Genomic DNA, 17,815 nt, shown 5'->3' with positions numbered 1-17,815 from the left:
TTGGGAAAACGACTCTGATCATGAATAGAGCAAAGAAGATAGAAACAAATGAAATTTCTTATTATCATCTGGTTAATCTGGGAAAAGAGGGCAATACTATAATAGAGCATATTAATCTATTGGTTTCCCAAATATATGATCATAATTTCTGGTACCTTAAAATAAATGTACTTTCTGAAGAAGCAATCATTGAAATTGAAAGATGTTGCAAAAAAAAGGATTTCTTAAATTTTAATGATCTTTTGTATAATTTGTCCCTGCGTTTTTGGTAAATGCTCGTCGTATATCCAGCAGTTTCGTATGTAATACTGCTGGATATGCTCCGTATTTCTTGGGTTAGAAGCATAACTTAGGTTTAATTCGGTCAGCACAGCATATTACAATCGATCATTAAAAACAACATAAAGATAGCTGATTTTATGAGTAGAAAGACAATTATTCTGTGAAAGATCAGGTATTTTTCTGGAAACGGCTCTGCTTAAGCAAAGAGTCATACAGTCTATTTGATTCCTGTAGGAGAATATGTTAAACTTATATACAAGTAATGATACTAATTGGGAGTGAGCGGATTTCTGCTCACTCTTTTTAATGGCATTGATCATGAGCCTTGTATTGCCAATGGTACGTTACATCAATCTCGAAGGAGGCGAAAATTTTGAGTAGTGTCGTGGAAACTGTTACCGAGTTAGTCACACCGATCTTAAAAGAGCAGAATTTTGAACTTGTAGATATAGAGTTTGTCAAGGAAGGTAAAAACTGGTTTTTACGTGTATTTATTGATAAAACAGGCGGCATAGATATTGAGGAATGCGCATTTGTCAGTGAAAAACTAAGTGAACGGCTTGATGCGGTGGAACCTGATCCAATTCCTCAGGCTTACTTTCTAGAGGTATCTTCTCCCGGGGCTGAACGTCCATTGAAAAAGGAACAGGATTATGAAAATGCTGTCGGAGAATATATCCATGTTTCTTTGTATCAAGCTATAGAAGGTGAAAAGCAGTTTGAAGGAACAATGGAAAAATTTGATAAGGATACAGTAATGCTGACTGTCAAAGTGAAAACAAGAACAAAGGAACTGGTCATCGATCGAAAAAATATTGCAAAGGCTCGCTTAGCAATTCAGTTTTAAGTATTAACTTCTAACGGTCTGTTTTATTGATGGAAGCAGATGCGTTCAGCTTTGACTAAATATGGGAGGAAATAATAAAAAATGAGCAAAGAAATGTTAAATGCTTTGGATGCATTAGAAGCTGAAAAAGGAATAAAAAAGGAAACGGTAATTGAAGCGTTGGTGGCAGCGCTGGTTTCCGCATATAAAAGACATTATGGACAGGCCAATAATGTTGAAGTGGAGTTCGATGAAAAGAAAGGCAATATCCACGTATATGCTGTCAAAGAAGTGACTGACGAGGTATTTGATTCACAATTGGAAGTATCTTTAAAAGATGCAATGGCGATAAACAAAGCTTATGAGGTTGGTGATAAAATTCGTTTTGAAGTAACCCCTAAAGATTTCGGAAGAATCGCAGCTCAAACAGCGAAGCAGGTTATTTTGCAGCGTGTCCGTGAAGCGGAAAGAACAATTATTTACAATGAGTTCAGCGCTTACGAAAATGATATCATGCAGGGAATCGTTGAACGACAGGATCGACGGTATATCTACGTGAATTTAGGCAAGATTGAAGCAGTTTTATCCAAACAAGATCAGATGCCAAATGAATTTTATCAGCCTCATGACCGAATCAAAGTCTACGTTTCCCGTGTTGAAAATACGTCAAAGGGTCCTCAGGTGTTTGTAAGCCGCAGCCATCCGGATTTGTTGCGACGTTTGTTTGAACAGGAAATTCCTGAAGTTTATGATGGTATTGTAGAAATTGTTAATATTGCAAGAGAAGCGGGTGATCGTTCAAAGGTAGCTGTACGCTCAAACGATCAGAATGTTGATCCGGTAGGGACATGTGTCGGTCCTAAAGGACAACGTGTTCAGGCAATTGTTAACGAGCTGAAAGGCGAGAACATGGATATTGTTGAGTGGGATGAAGATCCGGCAGTATTTATCAGCAATGCGCTAAACCCGGCTCAAGTAGTTGATGTAATTTTTGCTGCTGAAAATCCAAAAGCCTGCACCGTTGTGGTTCCTGATTTCCAACTGTCTCTGGCAATCGGAAAACGCGGGCAAAATGCACGTTTGGCAGCAAAATTGACAAACTTCAAAATTGATATTAAGCCAGAATCAGAGATGGAAGATTTCTATGCTCAACAGGCAGAAAATGCTGATGGAGAAGAATATTCCGAAGAAGTATATGATGAAGAGTATAACGAAAATTTTGAAGACAGTTATGAAGAAGATCAAGAAGTGATGGAAGCTGATTTGACCTCAGATGAATATGAAAATATAGAATTTGACAACGAACAGGCAGAAGAAAAATAGCGTTTTTGGAGGGAACTATATTATGAAAAAAAGAAAAATTCCAATGCGTAAATCTGTTGTGTCCGGAGAGATGAAACCTAAGAAAGAACTGGTTCGTATTACACGTTCAAAAGAAGGAGAGGTTTCTCTTGATCCTTCTGGAAAGAAACCGGGAAGAGGTGCTTATGTCGCACTTGAACCGGAAGAAATAAAAAGAGCGTGGGAAAACCGGATACTGGACCGAGTGTTGGAAACAACACTGACTGATGATTTTTATCAGGAACTGCTGGCTTATGTCGAACATCAAAAAGCACGTAATGAGCTGTTTGGCAATGAATAAAGAGAAGACATTGAATTTACTTGGACTGGCGATGCGGGCAGGGAGATTGATCACTGGTGAAGAAATGACAGTGAAAGATATCCAAAAAAATAAAACAGAATTTGTGTTTATTGCTGCAGATGCAAGCGACAATACACGCAAAAAAATTAAGGACAAATGTTCTTATTACGAAATTCCCTGGAATGACGAATTACTTCAGATAGAAATTAGTCATGCGATTGGCAGACAGCGAATGATTGTTGGCGTAAACGATCAAGGATTTGCTAAGAAATTCAAGGAATTAACGAAATGCTAGGAAGGTGATTGCATGGGAAAAAAGAGAATATATGAATTAGCAAAAGAAATAGATCAACCAAGTAAAGATGTTGTAAATAAAGCGCATGAGTTGGGTATAGATGTAAAGAATCATATGGGAGCGATCAACCCGTCTGATGAAACAAAGCTGCGCTCTGCGTTTACAAAAAAGGCGGCACCTGCAGCTCAGCAAACTGCAAAGCCTCAGTCAAAGCCGGCAGTTCAACAGAATCAGAGCAAACAGCAGCAACCAAATCAAAACAATCGTCCACAGGGACAACAAGGTCAGGGGAATCAACAGCGCTTGAATCAAAACAATCGTCCACAGGGACAGCAGGGTCAGGGAAACCAACAACGACCAAATCAAAACAATCGTCCGCAGGGACAGCAGGGTCAGGGAAACCAACAACGACCAAATCAAAATAATCGTCCGCAGGGACAACAGGGTCAGGGAAATCAACAACGACCAAATCAAAATAATCGTCCGCAGGGACAACAGGGTCAGGGAAATCAACAACGACCAAATCAAAACAACCGTCCACAGGGACAACAAGGTCAGGGAAATCAACAACGACCAAATCAAAACAACCGTCCACAGGGACAACAGGGTCAGGGAAATCAACAACGACCAAATCAAAATAATCGACCACAGGGACAACAAGGTCAGAATAATCAACAGCGTTCCAACCAAAACAATCGTCCGCAAGGACAACAGCAGGGGCAACAACGCCCGACTCAGGGTCAGCAAGGTCAAACCAGATCTGCAGCAGGACAAAGCAGTCAAAATCAAAACCGCAGCAACACTAATAACCAGAATAGAAGCAATTCATTCGGTGGAGGTCAAAACAGAAACAACCGTAATAACTTTAACAACCAAAATCGTAACAGATTTAATAAAAAAGGGAAAAAAGGCAAGTACCAGGAATCTACCAAGCCGCCGGTACCGGCTAGAAAATTCAAGGAGCTTCCTGAAATTCTTGAATATACAGAGGGTATGAACGTAGCGGATATTGCCAAAAAGATTTACCGTGAGCCGGCAGAAATCATCAAGAAACTGTTTATGATGGGTGTGATGGTTAATCAGAACCAGTCATTGGACAAAGAGACGATTGAACTGCTGGCAGTAGATTACGGGATTGAGCCTCAGGAAAAAGTACAAATTGATATTGCAGATATCGATAAATTCTTTGAACCTGATGCTGTTTCAGAAGAGAATTTGGTAAGCCGTCCTCCTGTTGTTACAATCATGGGTCACGTTGACCACGGGAAAACAACTTTATTGGATACCCTGCGTCATTCTCGAGTGACATCAGGCGAAGCTGGCGGAATTACTCAGCATATTGGGGCTTATCAGATTGAAATTGAAGGGAAGCCAATTACGTTCCTTGATACACCAGGACACTCGGCCTTCACCAGTATGCGTGCTCGTGGAGCAAGTATCACAGATATCACTATTTTAGTGGTTGCTGCAGATGATGGTGTGATGCCTCAGACTGTTGAAGCTATCAACCATGCAAAAGCAGCGAAGGTTCCGATCATTGTTGCTGTGAACAAAATTGATAAACCTGGTGCTAATCCGGATCATGTGAAACAGGCATTGTCTGAGTATGAACTGATTCCTGAAGAATGGGGCGGAGATACGATTTTTGTTAATATCTCGGCAAAGTTCAATCAAAATATTGATGAGTTATTAGAAAATATTTTACTGATTGCTGAAGTAGAAGATCTGAAAGCTGATCCGACACAGCATGCTATTGGAACGGTTATCGAAGCACGTCTGGATAAAGGAAAAGGCTCTGTTGCTACATTACTGGTACAGCAGGGAACACTGAAAGTCGGAGATCCGATTGTTGTCGGCAATACTTATGGACGTGTCCGTGTGATGACAAATGATATCGGACGTCGTGACAAAACTGCTGGTCCGGCAACACCTGTAGAAATTACCGGATTGAATGATGTACCTCAGGCAGGAGATCGTTTTGCCGTACTTGAAGATGAAAAAACAGCTCGTCAGGCAGGGGAAGAAAGAGCGAAGCGGGCCTTGCATGAACAACGTTCAGCAAACAGCCGTGTAACTCTGGATAACTTGTTTGAAAGTCTGAAAGAGGGCGAGCTGAAAGAAGTTAATGTTATTATCAAAGCTGATGTACAGGGATCAGCGGAAGCTCTTTCTGCTAGTCTTCAAAAGATTGATGTTGAAGGTGTGCGGGTAAAAATCGTCCATTCAGCAGTAGGAGCAATTAATGAAAGTGATGTGACACTTGCTGCGGCAAGTAATGCCATCATTATTGGGTTCAATGTACGTCCTACACCTCAGGCTAAACAACAGGCTGAGCAAGAAGAAGTGGATATTCGTCTTCATCGAATTATTTATAATGCAATTGATGAAATTGAAACTGCTATGAAAGGATTGCTTGATCCTGAATTTGAAGAAAAAATTACAGGACAGATGGTTGTTCGTGAATTGTATAAAGTTTCTAAAGTTGGAACAATTGCCGGTTGTTATGTGACAGACGGCTCAATTCGCAGAGACAGCGGAGTTCATGTTATTCGTGACGGTATTGTAATTTTCGAAGGCAAGCTTGCGAGTCTGAAACGTTTTAAAGATGATGCAAAAGAAGTAAAATTAGGATTTGAATGTGGAGCAATGGTCGAAAACTTTAATGATTTAAAGGTTGACGATGTGATTGAGGGCTTCGTTATGGAAGAAATTAAACGAAACTAGTCTATTCTGCTCCAGAATGAAGGGAGAAGAAAGAACATGGCAAATTATCGTGACCGACGTGTCGGACAGGAAATATTAAGAGAAATCAATGATATCCTGAGAAAACGTGTCAGAGACCCCAGAGTTCAGGGGATTACGATTACTGATGTTCGTGTGACAGGAGATTTGCAGCAGGCAACGATTTATTACAGCCTGCTGTCTGGCCTGGCATCTGATCAGACAAAGGCACAGGAAGGATTGGATAAAGCAAAAGGGTTGATTCGCAAGGAATTAGGGCAACGTCTGAGCTTATACAAGACGCCTGAGCTGATTTTTGAAAAAGATGAGTCTGTTGAATACGGAAATCATATTGACGAGCTGATTCGCAAACTGAATCAGGATGACTAAAAAAGGAGGTCGGGCCAAAAGCGATCAGCTCCGAGAATCAAGAAGGAATATCCGAAACTAGTCAAGGAACACTAGTCATAAAATAAATAGCTGAGAATTGATACACTACGCTGCGCTTCGATCACCTCAACTTCTACGTATGAAACATACGAGAGTTGACAGGCTTCACTAGGATTGCTTTAGCAGAGTAGATGACGTCCTGTTACCTACTCGGTGAAGGACCTGGAGCGTCTCCTATTTTCAGGATAGTTCGGCTTAATTCTAAAGGAGCTGCTCTTGCGGTTACTCGTCGCAAAAAGAATTTTTGCTTTTGTACCGCCGTTTATTCAGGGTTAGATATGAAGAGAGTTTGAAACTTTATTCTTTCCCAAACTTATAGTAAAACACCAATGGAATGCTTGCCCAAAAAAGGGTTCATTTCATTGGTGTTTTTGGATAAAGCAACTATCCACCTGCTATGCGGGTGGGAGACAAGAGGTTATCCCCAAAAGCCCTTCTAATCGTTAAAATAAGTTGTTCAGACCATATTTAATAACGATTAGAAGGGCAAAAAATGGCTAATAAAACAAACAGTTTAGCCTATACAAAACAGATGTATAAGTACCATATTGTATTTAGAGGATACTTTTGGTGTAGTTTTTTTCTATTGGTTGTTTAAAAGTAATTAAACATAACTGTTACTTTTCATACATTTTCTGCATCGGACAAGTTGTCATAGACAAAAAGAAGTCTTGATGAAAAGCTATGTTGGCAGTATTCTTCTATAGAATTTTTAGAAGGTAAGTACAAAAGACGTTTGTATCGCATGCTTTTAGAAAATACCCCTATGTATTCATTTTTTGCTTTTACTCTTCAACAGGTAGTTCTTTAGACATTTTTACACACAGGATATTATCTTCCAAAAACGTGCCTGATTGTTTGGTATAGCCAAGTTTTTCATAAAATGGCACAACGCTTATTTCAGCCGATAAAGTAGAGGTCGTGCAGCCGTCTTTGACTGCTTTTTCTTCAAGAGCATTCATTAGTTTTGTTCCAATGCCTTTTCTTCTGTTATTTTCTTCCACACACAAGCGATCGGGCTGAATAATTTCATCTTCTGCTTTTTCATAACGAACAGTTCCGACTGCTTCTTTTCCATCGTATAATACGAAGTACTTACGATCAGGTGTATCCAGGCTGTCAAATTCTTCCTGTACAGAGATGTGCTGTTCTTTTACGAATACCTCATAGCGGAGTGCAAAAGCTGCTGCCTGATTCCAACGTTCATTTCCAAAATGTAGTTTCATAGTTTTCCTCCATGTTTTATGATAAATAAAATGTGATTCAGTGGTATACTTATCATAACAGAAATATTAAAAAATTACGAGGAGGTTCTCAGCAGTGTTCATGGAACAATTAGACTGGGTGAACTGGAAACAGCTGTCTGACAGTGTGAAGAAAACAGTCTTTCAACAGCTTCTTCTTTATTACGTTGATCCAAATATAGAAATTACAGATATTCGTTTGAAAAATTTTGAGCTTTATGGAATAAAATGCCGAACCTTCGAATTGGAACTGGATGGCGAAACATTTGTTTTTATACCGGGAAATCGGGAGGCTATCCTGGGCTGGGATCTTGGAGTGGAAGGACTTCGCAGTCACGAACTGGTAAATGTTGATTCTGCTGAAATTGAGAATCAAACATATAAAGCAATGTTGAGCCGGCAAGAAATTGATGAAGCGGCTGATTGGTTAAATGTGGAAGATTCCTATGATTTTTCGACTCTGGAAGGAATCAGTTTGTATATTAATGATCATACAAGTGAACTCAGAAAAAGAAAAATTGCACCGATGCTCGTTCAGAAATATGCGTTGCCTGCCGGCACATCAATTCTTGGTATTCTTGATACAGTAACTGGAACGTTCAGAGGAGAAGTCGGTACCTTTTTACAGTTTGAAGAAGAAATTAAGACCATACTATTTCCACCTTTATCTGCTCAGGAAAGCATATTCTGGGAATTTCCAAAAACGCTGCATAAAAAGAACTGCTATTATCTAGAGTTCGTGCCGACAACAGATTCTTATCTTGTTTATTCTTCTCAGGATTGTACGCATGCTGGATTAAAGAAACGAATCGCTCAAAAAGGCTTTGAGCTGCTATCAGAAGATCATTGGGAGTTCGCGGCGGGTGCGGGAACAAGACGCTTGTTTCGGTGGGGAAATGAATTGAAAATCTATCCTAATTCATCTGGACAGCATATTCTGGAGAAAATTAACGGGCCCAATATGTTTGGATTGATTGTTGACAGTCATATGAACAGATATGAGCTGACTCGAGAGAGCAGCTCTGTAAAATTGGAGCGGCAGCGGCCGAAGCAATCATTGATTGAAAATATGCTGCCATTATCCACGTATTATCAGTCCGAACATACCATTTCTGCGGAACAGATTTTAAGTCCGGATATGTATTTGTACAGGAAAGCTATACTGGTTGATTATCAATAGAACAATTTTAAGGCTAGCTTGAACAATTTCCTGTCTTGCTCAAGACTGGCAGTTGACTTTTAAGGCGATTTTCCTTATACTTTGAGAAGAAATCTAAAGAATATCTTTTTAGTTCTCTATGTTTACAGAAAGTTCTTTACAGCTGAGAAAAGAACAACATATGATTAAATCGGCTCTCTTTAGTTACACCGGTAGAAATATCGGCGCCACTCTGCGTTACAGAGCTTAAGAGGTAATGATCAGCATCATTGCAATCAAGGTGGTACCGCGAAGATTTCGTCCTTGACTGCAATGGTGTTTTTGTGTGCTCAGACAAGGGGGAGTACCTCCAGCATATAAAATGCAGACTATCATTAGCAGCTGTCAGACTGTTTCAGCAAAGATCCAGTTGTTTGTCGCTTTATATAGTATCTGTAAGATTAAGTTTTCCAGAGCTCTTTGTTAGACAAGAAAAACTTTATTAAGAAAGCAGGAATAGAACGATGAAAAAGTTATCAAGCAGTCAAGTCCGCCAGATGTATTTGGACTTTTTTAAATCAAAAGGTCATTCTATTGAACCAAGTGCTTCACTTGTGCCGGTTAATGACCCCACACTACTTTGGATTAATTCAGGGGTAGCAACCTTAAAAAAATATTTTGACGGATCGGTTGTTCCCGAAAATCCGAGAATTACCAATGCACAAAAATCAATCCGTACTAATGATATTGAAAATGTTGGAAAAACAGCTCGCCACCATACTATGTTTGAAATGATGGGCAACTTCTCCATTGGCGACTATTTTAAAAAAGAAGCGATTCTTTGGGCGTGGGAGTTTTTGACTTCTCCTGATTGGATTGGTTTTGATCCGGATAAGCTGTATGTCACTGTCTATCCAAAAGATACAGAAGCAAAAAGAATTTGGGCAGAGGAAGTAGGATTGTCAGCAGACCATATTGTGGATGTGGAGGATAACTTCTGGGATATCGGTGCAGGTCCATGCGGTCCAGATTCAGAGATCTTTTATGACCGTGGCGAAGCATTTTTAGATGTTGCCGAAGATGATCCTGAGAACTATCCGGGAGGAGAAAATGAGCGTTATCTGGAAATTTGGAATTTAGTCTTTTCTGAGTTTAATCATCAGGCAGACGGGTCTTACGATCCGCTTCCTCATAAAAATATTGATACGGGGATGGGACTGGAACGAATGGTCTCCATTATTCAGGATGCTCCGACAAACTTTGAAACTGATTTATTTATGCCGATTATTCGTGCAGTTGAAAAATTAAGCAGCTTAGCAAAATATGGAGAAAATCCTCAGACTGATATTTCGTTTAAAGTCATCGCCGATCATATTCGTGCTTTGTCATTTGCTATCGGAGATGGTGCACTTCCATCAAATGAGGGAAGGGGCTATGTTTTAAGACGCTTGCTTCGTCGAGCAGTGATGCATGGGAAGAAATTAGGGATTAATGAAGCGTTCCTTTACAAATTGGTACCGGTTGTCGGTGAAATTATGGTCAGCTACTATCCGGAAGTTCTTCAACAGAAAGACTTTATTGAAAAAGTAGTACGGACTGAAGAAGAACGATTCCATGAAACGATTAATGAAGGACTGGAAATTCTTAATGAGCTGATTGCATCTGTTAAGGATTCTAAAGAAGACACATTGAGCGGTAAAGACATTTTCAAACTGTATGATACCTATGGCTTCCCAGTTGAACTGACAGAGGAAGTGGCAGAAGATGAAGGACTGAAAGTTGATCACTCCGGTTTTGAGAAAGAAATGGACATGCAGCGGGAGCGTGCACGCGCTGCAAGAAATACAGAAGCGTCCATGGGTGTGCAGTCAGCTGTGTTGACTGATATTAAAGTGAAAAGCACTTTTGTCGGTTATACTGAACTTGAAGCAAACTCAGAATTGCTGATTATTTTGGACGGCGAAAATATTGTTGATGAAATGAGTGAAGGGACAGCACAGTTGATTTTTGCTGAAACACCATTTTATGCTGAGATGGGTGGACAGGTTGCTGACCAGGGTACGATTAATAATCAAAGCGGCGAAGTGGTTGCTCACGTAACGAAGGTTCTCAAAGCACCAAACGGACAATTTCTGCATACAGTTGAGATTACAGGGAAACTGAGTGAAGGTGTTGTGTATCAATTGAAGGTTGATACAAATAAACGCAACCGCATTTTAAAAAATCATACAGCAACACACTTGCTGCATCGTGCATTGAAGGATATTTTAGGCGATCATGCAAATCAGGCAGGCTCGTTGGTTGCGCCGGGACATTTACGCTTTGACTTTACACATTTTGGACAAGTGACTCCAGAAGAACTGATTCAAATGGAAGCCATTGTTAATGAAAAAATCTGGGAAGCAATTCTGGTTACAACAATTGAAACAGATATTGATACAGCGAAAAACATGGGTGCAATGGCATTGTTTGGTGAAAAATATGGAAAAGAAGTTCGTGTGGTTAATATCGGCGGTTACTCCATTGAGCTTTGCGGCGGAACGCATGTAAGCAATACAGAGGATATCGGTATCTTTAAAATTGTTTCTGAGTCAGGTATCGGTGCTGGAGTGAGAAGAATTGAGGCTGTTACGAGTAAGGAAGCCTACGAGTTAATGCATGGAGAAGAACAGCAGTTGAAAACAATTGCCGGAATTGTAAAATCACCACAATTGAAGGATGTTGTCTCCAAGACAGAACAACTGCAGCAGCTACTGCGTGAGCTTCAAAAAGAAAATGAACAGTTGGCAGGCAAGCTGGCAAATCAACAGGCAGGCGATGTGTTCAAAGAAGTGAAAGAAGCGAATGGCTATACGTATATCGCAGCAAAAGTGACTGTTAAGGATATGAATCAGTTGCGTCAGCTTGCTGACCAATGGAAGCAGAAGGAACTTTCAGATGTATTAGTTTTAGCCACTGCTCAAGGTGACAAGGTGAGTTTATTGTCGGCAATGTCTAAAACAGCAAATGATAAGGGCTTGAAAGCAGGAGAGCTGATCAAAGCAATTGCTCCGAAAGTCGGCGGAGGCGGAGGCGGTCGTCCTGATATGGCTCAAGCGGGCGGTAAGAATCCTGCCGGGATTGAAGAAGCCTTGGCTGAAGTGAAAAGCTGGTTGGAAAAATAGGAATTAGAAAAAGAGTTGATTAAAACTGAACGACGAAGAGCGTTCGGACCTTTGTCAAACATTTGTGAGCTCATACTATTCGTTCAATCTGAATAATGAAAGCTATTGATAAGCTTTCGTATAAAACAGGTCTGACAAATAGAATTTCGGGAGTGGTCATTGAACAGCAGTTTGCTTTTCAATGACTGCTTTTTTTAACCCAGATTCGAGATGGAAATGGCTTTACTCAAAAAGGAGAGGACAAAGGTGTAACGGTTTCACTCTGGAAAACATAGAAAAATAGAGCTGACTGTTCGCCTTTCTCTGCTGCGTATCTTGTTATTTTCCCTGAATGGAACAGGAGTGAAAATCAAGCAATGGAATAAACCAAATAAGTTATTTTCCTGCTGCTGAAATTTTTTAGAATAATTCTCTTATGTTATAATGTCTAATGGAGGAATTGAGAGATGAATGAAAATCAATTATCAAAACGTTTGAACCAAGTAGGAGCCTTTGTTCCTACTGGAAGTCGCTTGGCTGATATCGGTTCAGATCATGCCTATCTGCCTGTTTCACTGATGCTTCAGGGGAAAATAAAATTTGCTGTAGCAGGTGAAGTGGTCAGAGGACCGTATGCATCAGCTGTAAAGCAAGTTCGGAAAAGCGGGCTTGAGAACAAAATAGTGGTCCGTCTTGCTGATGGCTTGGACGCGGTTGAAGAGCAGGATAAAATTGATGCTGTTTCAATTTGTGGAATGGGCGGAGTACTCATCAGAGATATTCTGGAGCGGGGATGGAACGCAAAACGGATAAATGGCAGTGAATTGCTGATTCTTCAACCTAACATTGGAGAAAGAGAACTGCGCGTCTGGCTGCAGCAGCGCGGATATACCATTTTGGAAGAGGCTATCCTTGAAGAAAATCAAAAAATTTATGAGATTATCTGTGCAAAACGAGAAGTGAGAACTGTTCAATATACAGAAGCAGAATTGTTGTTTGGCCCTGTTCTTATCACTAAAAAAGGAGATGCTTTCCGGAAGAAATGGCAGCGGGAATTGAAACAGCGGCAGAATGTGGTTGAACAGCTAAAAAGGTCAGCCGCAGATCAATCGGAAAAAATAAAAAAAATAGAATCAGAAATCAGAAAAATCGAGGAGGTTCTTTAGAATGAGTTTGTCCGGGAAACAATTTTTCGAAAAATTTGAAGCTTACTGTCCTCAATGGCTGGCCGAAGAAGGAGACCCCGTAGGATTGCATATCGGCACAACTAACAAGGAACTGAATACAGTGATGGTCACACTGGATGTGCGTCCTGAAGTCGTGGTAGAAGCAATTGAAAAAAAAGTGGATTTAATTATTGCCAAACATCCGCCAATTTTTCGACCGGCTAAAAGATTAGACTTGGATCAGCCGCAAACGAAGATGTATGCAGATCTTTTAAAGCATGATATTGCAGTATTTGCAGCCCATACGAATCTAGATATTGTTGAAAATGGATTGAACGACTGGTTTTGCGAATTGCTTGGAATTGAGAACACTGTCTACCTGGCAAAAACACATACCGTTCCCTATAAAAAGCTGGCAGTCTTTGTTCCGGTGGAGCAGGCAGCAGAAATGAGAGCGGCATTGGGGGAAGCGGGAGCAGGTACTCAGGGGGATTATCGTAATACCAGTTATTCAATTATTGGAACAGGACGCTTTACGCCAGTTGAAGGAGCAAGTCCGTCAATTGGTCGGCTGAATCAGGAAGAAAGCGTTCAGGAAGCCAAAATTGAAGTGATTTTTCCTGAAACACTGGAAACAGCTGTCCTCAATGCAATGTATTCTGTTCATCCATATGAAGAACCAGCGTTTGATGTTTATACTATTAGCAACCTAAAAAAAGAATATGGACTAGGGCGGATTGGAGAACTGAATGAAGCAGTGACTCTGACAGAATTTATAAAATTGGTGAAAAATAAGTTTGGTGTGGAAGGACTTCGGCTGATTACAAAGGACGAGGAGAAGAAGATCAAAAAAGTGGCGATCTGCGGCGGCAGCGGAGAAAAGTTTTACCGGGAGGCCTTAAATAAGGGCGCTGATGTTTACATCACAGGAGATGTCTATTATCATACTGCTCATGACATGGAAGAAGAAGGACTCACAGTTATTGATCCGGGGCACCACATCGAAGAATTGTGTATGCCTGAGTTGGTCAAACTGTTCAATCAGTGGAAAAAAGACTATACTTGGGAAGTAACATTTATTCAATCAGAAGTAAATACAAATCCATTTAAACTTAGATAGGAGTAATGAGAATGTACGAAAATTTATTACCTCGTTTTTTACGCTATGTAAAGACTGAAACACGGTCAAATCCGCTGAGTAAAACGACCCCTTCAACAGAGACTCAGGTTGCTTTTGCCCGCACACTGAAAAAGGAACTGGAAGAACTGGGAATGTCAGAGGTTTTTTATAATGAGGATAATGGTTTTGTGATAGCCACGCTGCCGGGAAATACAGACAAAGACGTGCGTACAATTGGTTTTATTGCACATATGGATACTGCTGATTTTAATGCAGAAAATGTAAATCCTCAGATTGTTGAAAATTATGATGGAAAATCGACCATTAAATTAGATGCTGAAGGGAAATACACGCTAAATACGAATGATTTTCCGAACTTAAAAAATTATGCCGGACAGACACTTATTACGACAGATGGGACAACTTTGTTAGGTGCTGACGATAAATCCGGGATTGCTGAAATAATGACTGCTATGGAAATCTTAATTAAGAATCCATCAATTGAACATGGAACGATTCGGGTGGCATTCGGCCCCGATGAAGAAATCGGGATAGGTGCAAATAAATTTGATGTTGACCAGTTTAATGTTGATTTTGCGTATACAGTGGATGGCGGACCTGTCGGGGAACTGCAGTTTGAAACCTTTAATGGAGCACAGGCAGAAATTACGCTTCTTGGAAAAAATGTTCATCCTGGAACTGCAAAAGACACCATGATTAATGCGTTACAGCTGGCTATTGATTTTCATAATGAATTGCCTGCAGAGGAAGTACCTGAAAAGACAGAGGGCAGAGAAGGCTTTTTCCATCTCCATCAATTGTCAGGAACTCCGGAAGAAGCACAGATGATTTACATTATCCGTGACCATGACCGCGAGAAATTTGAAGCTCGTAAAGAGATGATTACGGAGATTCAGGCTAAATTAAACAGTCAGTTTGATCAGGAACGTGTTGTGATGAACTTGTTTGATCAATACTACAATATGGGCGAAATTATTGAAAAAGACATGAGTATTATTGAAGTGGCAAAACAGGCGATGATTGAACTGGATATAAAACCAGTCATTGAACCGATTCGTGGTGGAACAGACGGCTCAAAAATTTCTTTTATGGGAATACCGACCCCAAATATTTTTGCCGGCGGAGAAAACATGCATGGACGTTTTGAATATGTTTCACTTCAGGCAATGGAAAAGGCAACAGATGTAATTGTAAAAATTGCTGAGCTGAATGCCAAAATCAATAAGTAAAAGCGGTTGAGAATCTTTTGTTTTATAAGGCTGGAGCTGCAGGATTAACCGTTGCTCCGGTCTTGTTTTTTTCTTGTGAGGGGATGATGAGATGGAAAAAATGCTGATTTTAACCAACGAAATATCCAGAAGTGAACAAGGAAAAGAATTTGCTGAAAAACTTGTGACGTATGCAGAAGAAAAAGATAAGGGTGCAGTGACTTGCTATCTGCAGCAGATTGGACCGGATGTTGCTGATCAGGCAGCTGTTGATTTAGCTTGATATAAAAATTGACGGCGAACTAAAATGGCAGGAGAAAATGATGCTGTGACAAAGCGTGCTCCTACGCTTCTTCGAATGCTCGTCGCATATCTGAGGGGTCATGTAAGAGCGTGCTCCTACGCTTCTTCGAATGCTCGTCGCATGTCTGAGGGTCATGTAAGAACGTGCTCCTGCGTGGAACACTGTTTATTCAGTTTTTGGGGACTTAGCTATACTGATACTAATGTCACCGTCCCTTTAATGAAAAACTCTGTTGGAGGCTGTCGAAACTTTACTGCTGCCAAGCCCGCTGATGAATGCTTGTCACCCCAATCATTTCTTCAAGCGCCGAGGACATAAGGTGTTCCACTTAATTATTTTGCCAAGAGTTAATATACTTAAACTGATGTCTTATCTGTCAAAAATTATAGTGAGAAAAGTGAATGAGCTTCCAGATATTGAGTACCTGACTGGGTCGCAAATTTAAATAAGCAGCTGTAAACCAACTATTTTGTATGAAAGTGAGGCAAGTGTATGTTACTGTCAGTAAATGTTTTTTTATGGATTTATTTGATAATTATTAATCTCTATGTTTTCTTTATTATGTATTACGACAAGAGTCAGGCCAAAAAAGGCGGCTGGCGAATTCCAGAACACAGAATACTCACAGCCGGAATCATTGGCGGTGGGCCGGCGGGATTAATCGGGCAGCAGATCTTTCGTCATAAATCAAGAAAATTAAAATTTTATGCTGCTTTCATATTGGGAAGCTTCGTTTTCTGCGGCATTCTTTATCTGTATTTCAGCTATTTTTCTTAAAGGAGGAAGTCATGAAAAACAAACCTATGCTGAAAATCATTTTTAATGTGATTTTGATGCTGGTTATGATTGGAATCGTTTTTTATGTAATAGATAATTCATTAAGCAGTATTTTTGCACAACTGCTGAAAACAAGTGTTTTTACCCTACTGGCTGTTGTTGGGCTGGGGGTGTTCTATCAAATTGTAGAAGGTCGATCGATTAAAGAAATTGTCTACAGCTTTCAGCCTGATTTTACAACAAAGGACGGCTTCTTTGCTTCCTGTTATGTTGCTTTTTATCGGATTGTTTCTTTTGGTACAGGAACGCTTGTTTCAGAAGTGCTTTATTACCGGAAAAAGGCTCTGGCAACCTCTCAGGCTATTGGTATTACAGCTCTGCATATGATTATGTATAAACTGGCTGTAATCTTTTTAGCTGTCTTAGGTCTTATTTTTCAGTTTCCGCTTCTTTATTCGAATGCCCCCATGATGATTCCATTTATTTTAGCTAGTTTAATTTTCAGCTTTTTGATTGTTGTTGTTATTTTAGCTCTTTCAATCAGTATCAGACTGCAAGTATTTTTAACGGTTTGGGCGGATAAGCATATCAAGCGACCTAAGCTTAGGGATTGGGTAGACCAATGGAATATCCAGATTTATTCACTGAGGGATACCGTCCAGACAGTGATCAAAGACCACTCTGCAATGATTCGTATATTCATGTGGAATGTGGGAAAAGTTCTGATCTGGCTGGTTATTCCTTATGTAGCTTTGGTTGAGCATCATTCTTCCCTCGACTTGCTGCTGACATTGTCTTATACTAGTTTTGCGATTGTTCTGGCTGGTGTCATTCCAACACCTGCTGGAATTGGCTCATTTGAATTTGTCTATCTGTTGCTGTTTAAACCTTTGGTAGGGACAGTAGATGCTGTTTCTTCTCTGCTCTTGTATCGATTCGGCAGCTTTGTTTTGCCCTTTCTGATAGGAATGGTTTATGTGATGATTGAAAAGAGAAAAGAGATCAAAAAAGAAATTGTTGCGGTACGTAAGGAAGAACCTTCTAAATGATCCGGAGTGATTCTGATAAAAGAGTTATACTGCTTGAGATACTGTATTTGTGAGTAATGATAAAGAAGTTTAGATTTGGATTTTATTGAATTGACTGCTATATTTTGACAAGATTTAGGAAGCGGTCTGGTGGAGCATGCAATCATGCCGTTTCTGGCTTTTTACCTAAATTCAACAATACAGGCTGCAGACTTTTTCTTTTCGCTTGCTGCTGCTGAGTAAATCGTTTTACAGGTTTATTTTGCGAAGATTGTTTTTTTCATTGTTTCTTCTTTTCTTTCTATGTTATAATTTTAGATATGCTGGGGGTGTCTTTATGACTGAGACGTTCATGTGAACGGACCCTTTGAACCTGTGAGTTGATACTTGCGTAGGGAAGTAGTCTGAGAAATAGAATAAGATATTTTAGACTCTTCAAGATGGTTTCGT

The 17,815-nt window shown here is 40.0% G+C and carries 15 protein-coding genes and 1 riboswitch; of the genes, 14 read left to right on the top strand and 1 reads right to left on the bottom strand.

Going from position 1 to position 17,815, the window contains the following annotated elements; genetic code table 11:
* Positions 1 to 655 precede the first annotated feature (655 nt).
* From rimP to rbfA, 6 genes are all read left to right on the top strand, one after another.
* Positions 656 to 1,129: a ribosome maturation factor RimP gene (gene rimP / locus IW492_RS09465; RefSeq protein WP_202067372.1), complete on the top strand. Its 474-nt coding sequence runs from the start codon at positions 656 to 658 to the stop codon at positions 1,127 to 1,129.
* 81 nt (positions 1,130 to 1,210) lie between these two features.
* Entirely contained in the window at positions 1,211 to 2,431 is a 1,221-nt protein-coding gene (gene nusA, locus IW492_RS09460; RefSeq protein WP_202067371.1) for a transcription termination factor NusA, read from the top strand.
* Between the two features lie 22 nt (positions 2,432 to 2,453).
* On the top strand, positions 2,454 to 2,750 hold the full coding sequence (rnpM, locus tag IW492_RS09455) for an RNase P modulator RnpM (RefSeq protein WP_202067370.1): 297 nt from the start codon (positions 2,454 to 2,456) through the stop codon (positions 2,748 to 2,750).
* Positions 2,743 to 3,045 (top strand): YlxQ-related RNA-binding protein, encoded by a 303-nt coding sequence (locus tag IW492_RS09450; RefSeq protein WP_202067369.1) that lies wholly within the window; start codon positions 2,743 to 2,745, stop codon positions 3,043 to 3,045. Before rnpM ends, IW492_RS09450 begins: the two co-directional genes overlap by 8 nt.
* 12 nt (positions 3,046 to 3,057) lie before the next feature.
* Positions 3,058 to 5,769, top strand: coding sequence for a translation initiation factor IF-2 (gene infB, locus IW492_RS09445; RefSeq protein ID WP_202067368.1), 2,712 nt, complete (start codon positions 3,058 to 3,060; stop codon positions 5,767 to 5,769).
* A gap of 36 nt (positions 5,770 to 5,805) precedes the next feature.
* Positions 5,806 to 6,156: a 30S ribosome-binding factor RbfA gene (gene rbfA / locus IW492_RS09440; RefSeq protein WP_202067367.1), complete on the top strand. Its 351-nt coding sequence runs from the start codon at positions 5,806 to 5,808 to the stop codon at positions 6,154 to 6,156.
* 845 nt (positions 6,157 to 7,001) lie between these two features.
* Here the strand turns inward: rbfA and IW492_RS09435 are convergent.
* Complete coding sequence (locus IW492_RS09435) at positions 7,002 to 7,442, bottom strand: GNAT family N-acetyltransferase (protein ID WP_202067366.1); 441 nt, start codon at positions 7,440 to 7,442, stop codon at positions 7,002 to 7,004.
* 100 nt (positions 7,443 to 7,542) lie between these two features.
* On the opposite strand from IW492_RS09435, the gene IW492_RS09430 reads away from it, so the two are divergent.
* The 8 genes from IW492_RS09430 (at position 7,543) to IW492_RS09395 (ending at position 17,386) form a co-directional block, all read left to right on the top strand.
* Positions 7,543 to 8,640 (top strand): DUF7278 family profilin-like fold-containing protein, encoded by a 1,098-nt coding sequence (locus tag IW492_RS09430; RefSeq protein WP_202067410.1) that lies wholly within the window; start codon positions 7,543 to 7,545, stop codon positions 8,638 to 8,640.
* 482 nt (positions 8,641 to 9,122) lie between these two features.
* Complete coding sequence (gene alaS / locus IW492_RS09425) at positions 9,123 to 11,762, top strand: alanine--tRNA ligase (protein ID WP_202067365.1); 2,640 nt, start codon at positions 9,123 to 9,125, stop codon at positions 11,760 to 11,762.
* 446 nt (positions 11,763 to 12,208) lie between these two features.
* A complete protein-coding gene (locus IW492_RS09420) occupies positions 12,209 to 12,907 on the top strand; it encodes a tRNA (adenine(22)-N(1))-methyltransferase (protein ID WP_202067364.1) in 699 nt (232 codons plus the stop codon).
* 1 nt (position 12,908) lies between these two features.
* Positions 12,909 to 14,027, top strand: coding sequence for a Nif3-like dinuclear metal center hexameric protein (locus IW492_RS09415; RefSeq protein ID WP_202067363.1), 1,119 nt, complete (start codon positions 12,909 to 12,911; stop codon positions 14,025 to 14,027).
* 11 nt (positions 14,028 to 14,038) lie between these two features.
* Positions 14,039 to 15,277: a peptidase T gene (gene pepT, locus IW492_RS09410; RefSeq protein WP_202067362.1), complete on the top strand. Its 1,239-nt coding sequence runs from the start codon at positions 14,039 to 14,041 to the stop codon at positions 15,275 to 15,277.
* A gap of 91 nt (positions 15,278 to 15,368) precedes the next feature.
* Positions 15,369 to 15,539, top strand: coding sequence for a hypothetical protein (locus IW492_RS09405; RefSeq protein ID WP_202067361.1), 171 nt, complete (start codon positions 15,369 to 15,371; stop codon positions 15,537 to 15,539).
* 513 nt (positions 15,540 to 16,052) lie between these two features.
* Positions 16,053 to 16,337 carry a DUF1294 domain-containing protein gene (locus tag IW492_RS09400; RefSeq protein ID WP_202067360.1) on the top strand — a complete coding sequence of 95 codons (285 nt, stop codon included), beginning with the start codon at positions 16,053 to 16,055 and terminating at the stop codon, positions 16,335 to 16,337.
* A gap of 11 nt (positions 16,338 to 16,348) precedes the next feature.
* Complete coding sequence (locus IW492_RS09395; RefSeq protein WP_202067359.1) at positions 16,349 to 17,386, top strand: lysylphosphatidylglycerol synthase transmembrane domain-containing protein; 1,038 nt, start codon at positions 16,349 to 16,351, stop codon at positions 17,384 to 17,386.
* A 294-nt stretch (positions 17,387 to 17,680) separates the two neighbouring features.
* Positions 17,681 to 17,780: riboswitch (TPP riboswitch) on the top strand.
* The last annotated feature ends 35 nt before the right edge of the window (positions 17,781 to 17,815 follow it).

Origin of the sequence: Enterococcus sp. BWB1-3 (assembly GCF_016745275.1) — a bacterium.
In the GTDB taxonomy this organism is placed as follows: domain Bacteria; phylum Bacillota; class Bacilli; order Lactobacillales; family Enterococcaceae; genus Enterococcus_L.
Note: the sequence above shows the minus strand (reverse complement) of the source record. Positions and strands in the feature narration are given on the sequence as shown.

What these genes read in the sequence shown, in the direction of transcription:
- IW492_RS09435 (WP_202067366.1), bottom strand. Translation starts at nt 7,442, where the DNA reads ATGAAACTACATTTTGGAAATGAACGTTGGAATCAGGCAGCAGCTTTT.
- IW492_RS09395 (WP_202067359.1), top strand. Translation starts at nt 16,349, where the DNA reads ATGAAAAACAAACCTATGCTGAAAATCATTTTTAATGTGATTTTGATG.
- IW492_RS09430 (WP_202067410.1), top strand. Translation starts at nt 7,543, where the DNA reads ATGGAACAATTAGACTGGGTGAACTGGAAACAGCTGTCTGACAGTGTG.
- rbfA (WP_202067367.1), top strand. Translation starts at nt 5,806, where the DNA reads ATGGCAAATTATCGTGACCGACGTGTCGGACAGGAAATATTAAGAGAA.
- IW492_RS09420 (WP_202067364.1), top strand. Translation starts at nt 12,209, where the DNA reads ATGAATGAAAATCAATTATCAAAACGTTTGAACCAAGTAGGAGCCTTT.
- IW492_RS09415 (WP_202067363.1), top strand. Translation starts at nt 12,909, where the DNA reads ATGAGTTTGTCCGGGAAACAATTTTTCGAAAAATTTGAAGCTTACTGT.
- IW492_RS09450 (WP_202067369.1), top strand. Translation starts at nt 2,743, where the DNA reads ATGAATAAAGAGAAGACATTGAATTTACTTGGACTGGCGATGCGGGCA.
- IW492_RS09400 (WP_202067360.1), top strand. Translation starts at nt 16,053, where the DNA reads ATGTTACTGTCAGTAAATGTTTTTTTATGGATTTATTTGATAATTATT.
- rnpM (WP_202067370.1), top strand. Translation starts at nt 2,454, where the DNA reads ATGAAAAAAAGAAAAATTCCAATGCGTAAATCTGTTGTGTCCGGAGAG.
- nusA (WP_202067371.1), top strand. Translation starts at nt 1,211, where the DNA reads ATGAGCAAAGAAATGTTAAATGCTTTGGATGCATTAGAAGCTGAAAAA.
- IW492_RS09405 (WP_202067361.1), top strand. Translation starts at nt 15,369, where the DNA reads ATGGAAAAAATGCTGATTTTAACCAACGAAATATCCAGAAGTGAACAA.
- infB (WP_202067368.1), top strand. Translation starts at nt 3,058, where the DNA reads ATGGGAAAAAAGAGAATATATGAATTAGCAAAAGAAATAGATCAACCA.
- alaS (WP_202067365.1), top strand. Translation starts at nt 9,123, where the DNA reads ATGAAAAAGTTATCAAGCAGTCAAGTCCGCCAGATGTATTTGGACTTT.
- pepT (WP_202067362.1), top strand. Translation starts at nt 14,039, where the DNA reads ATGTACGAAAATTTATTACCTCGTTTTTTACGCTATGTAAAGACTGAA.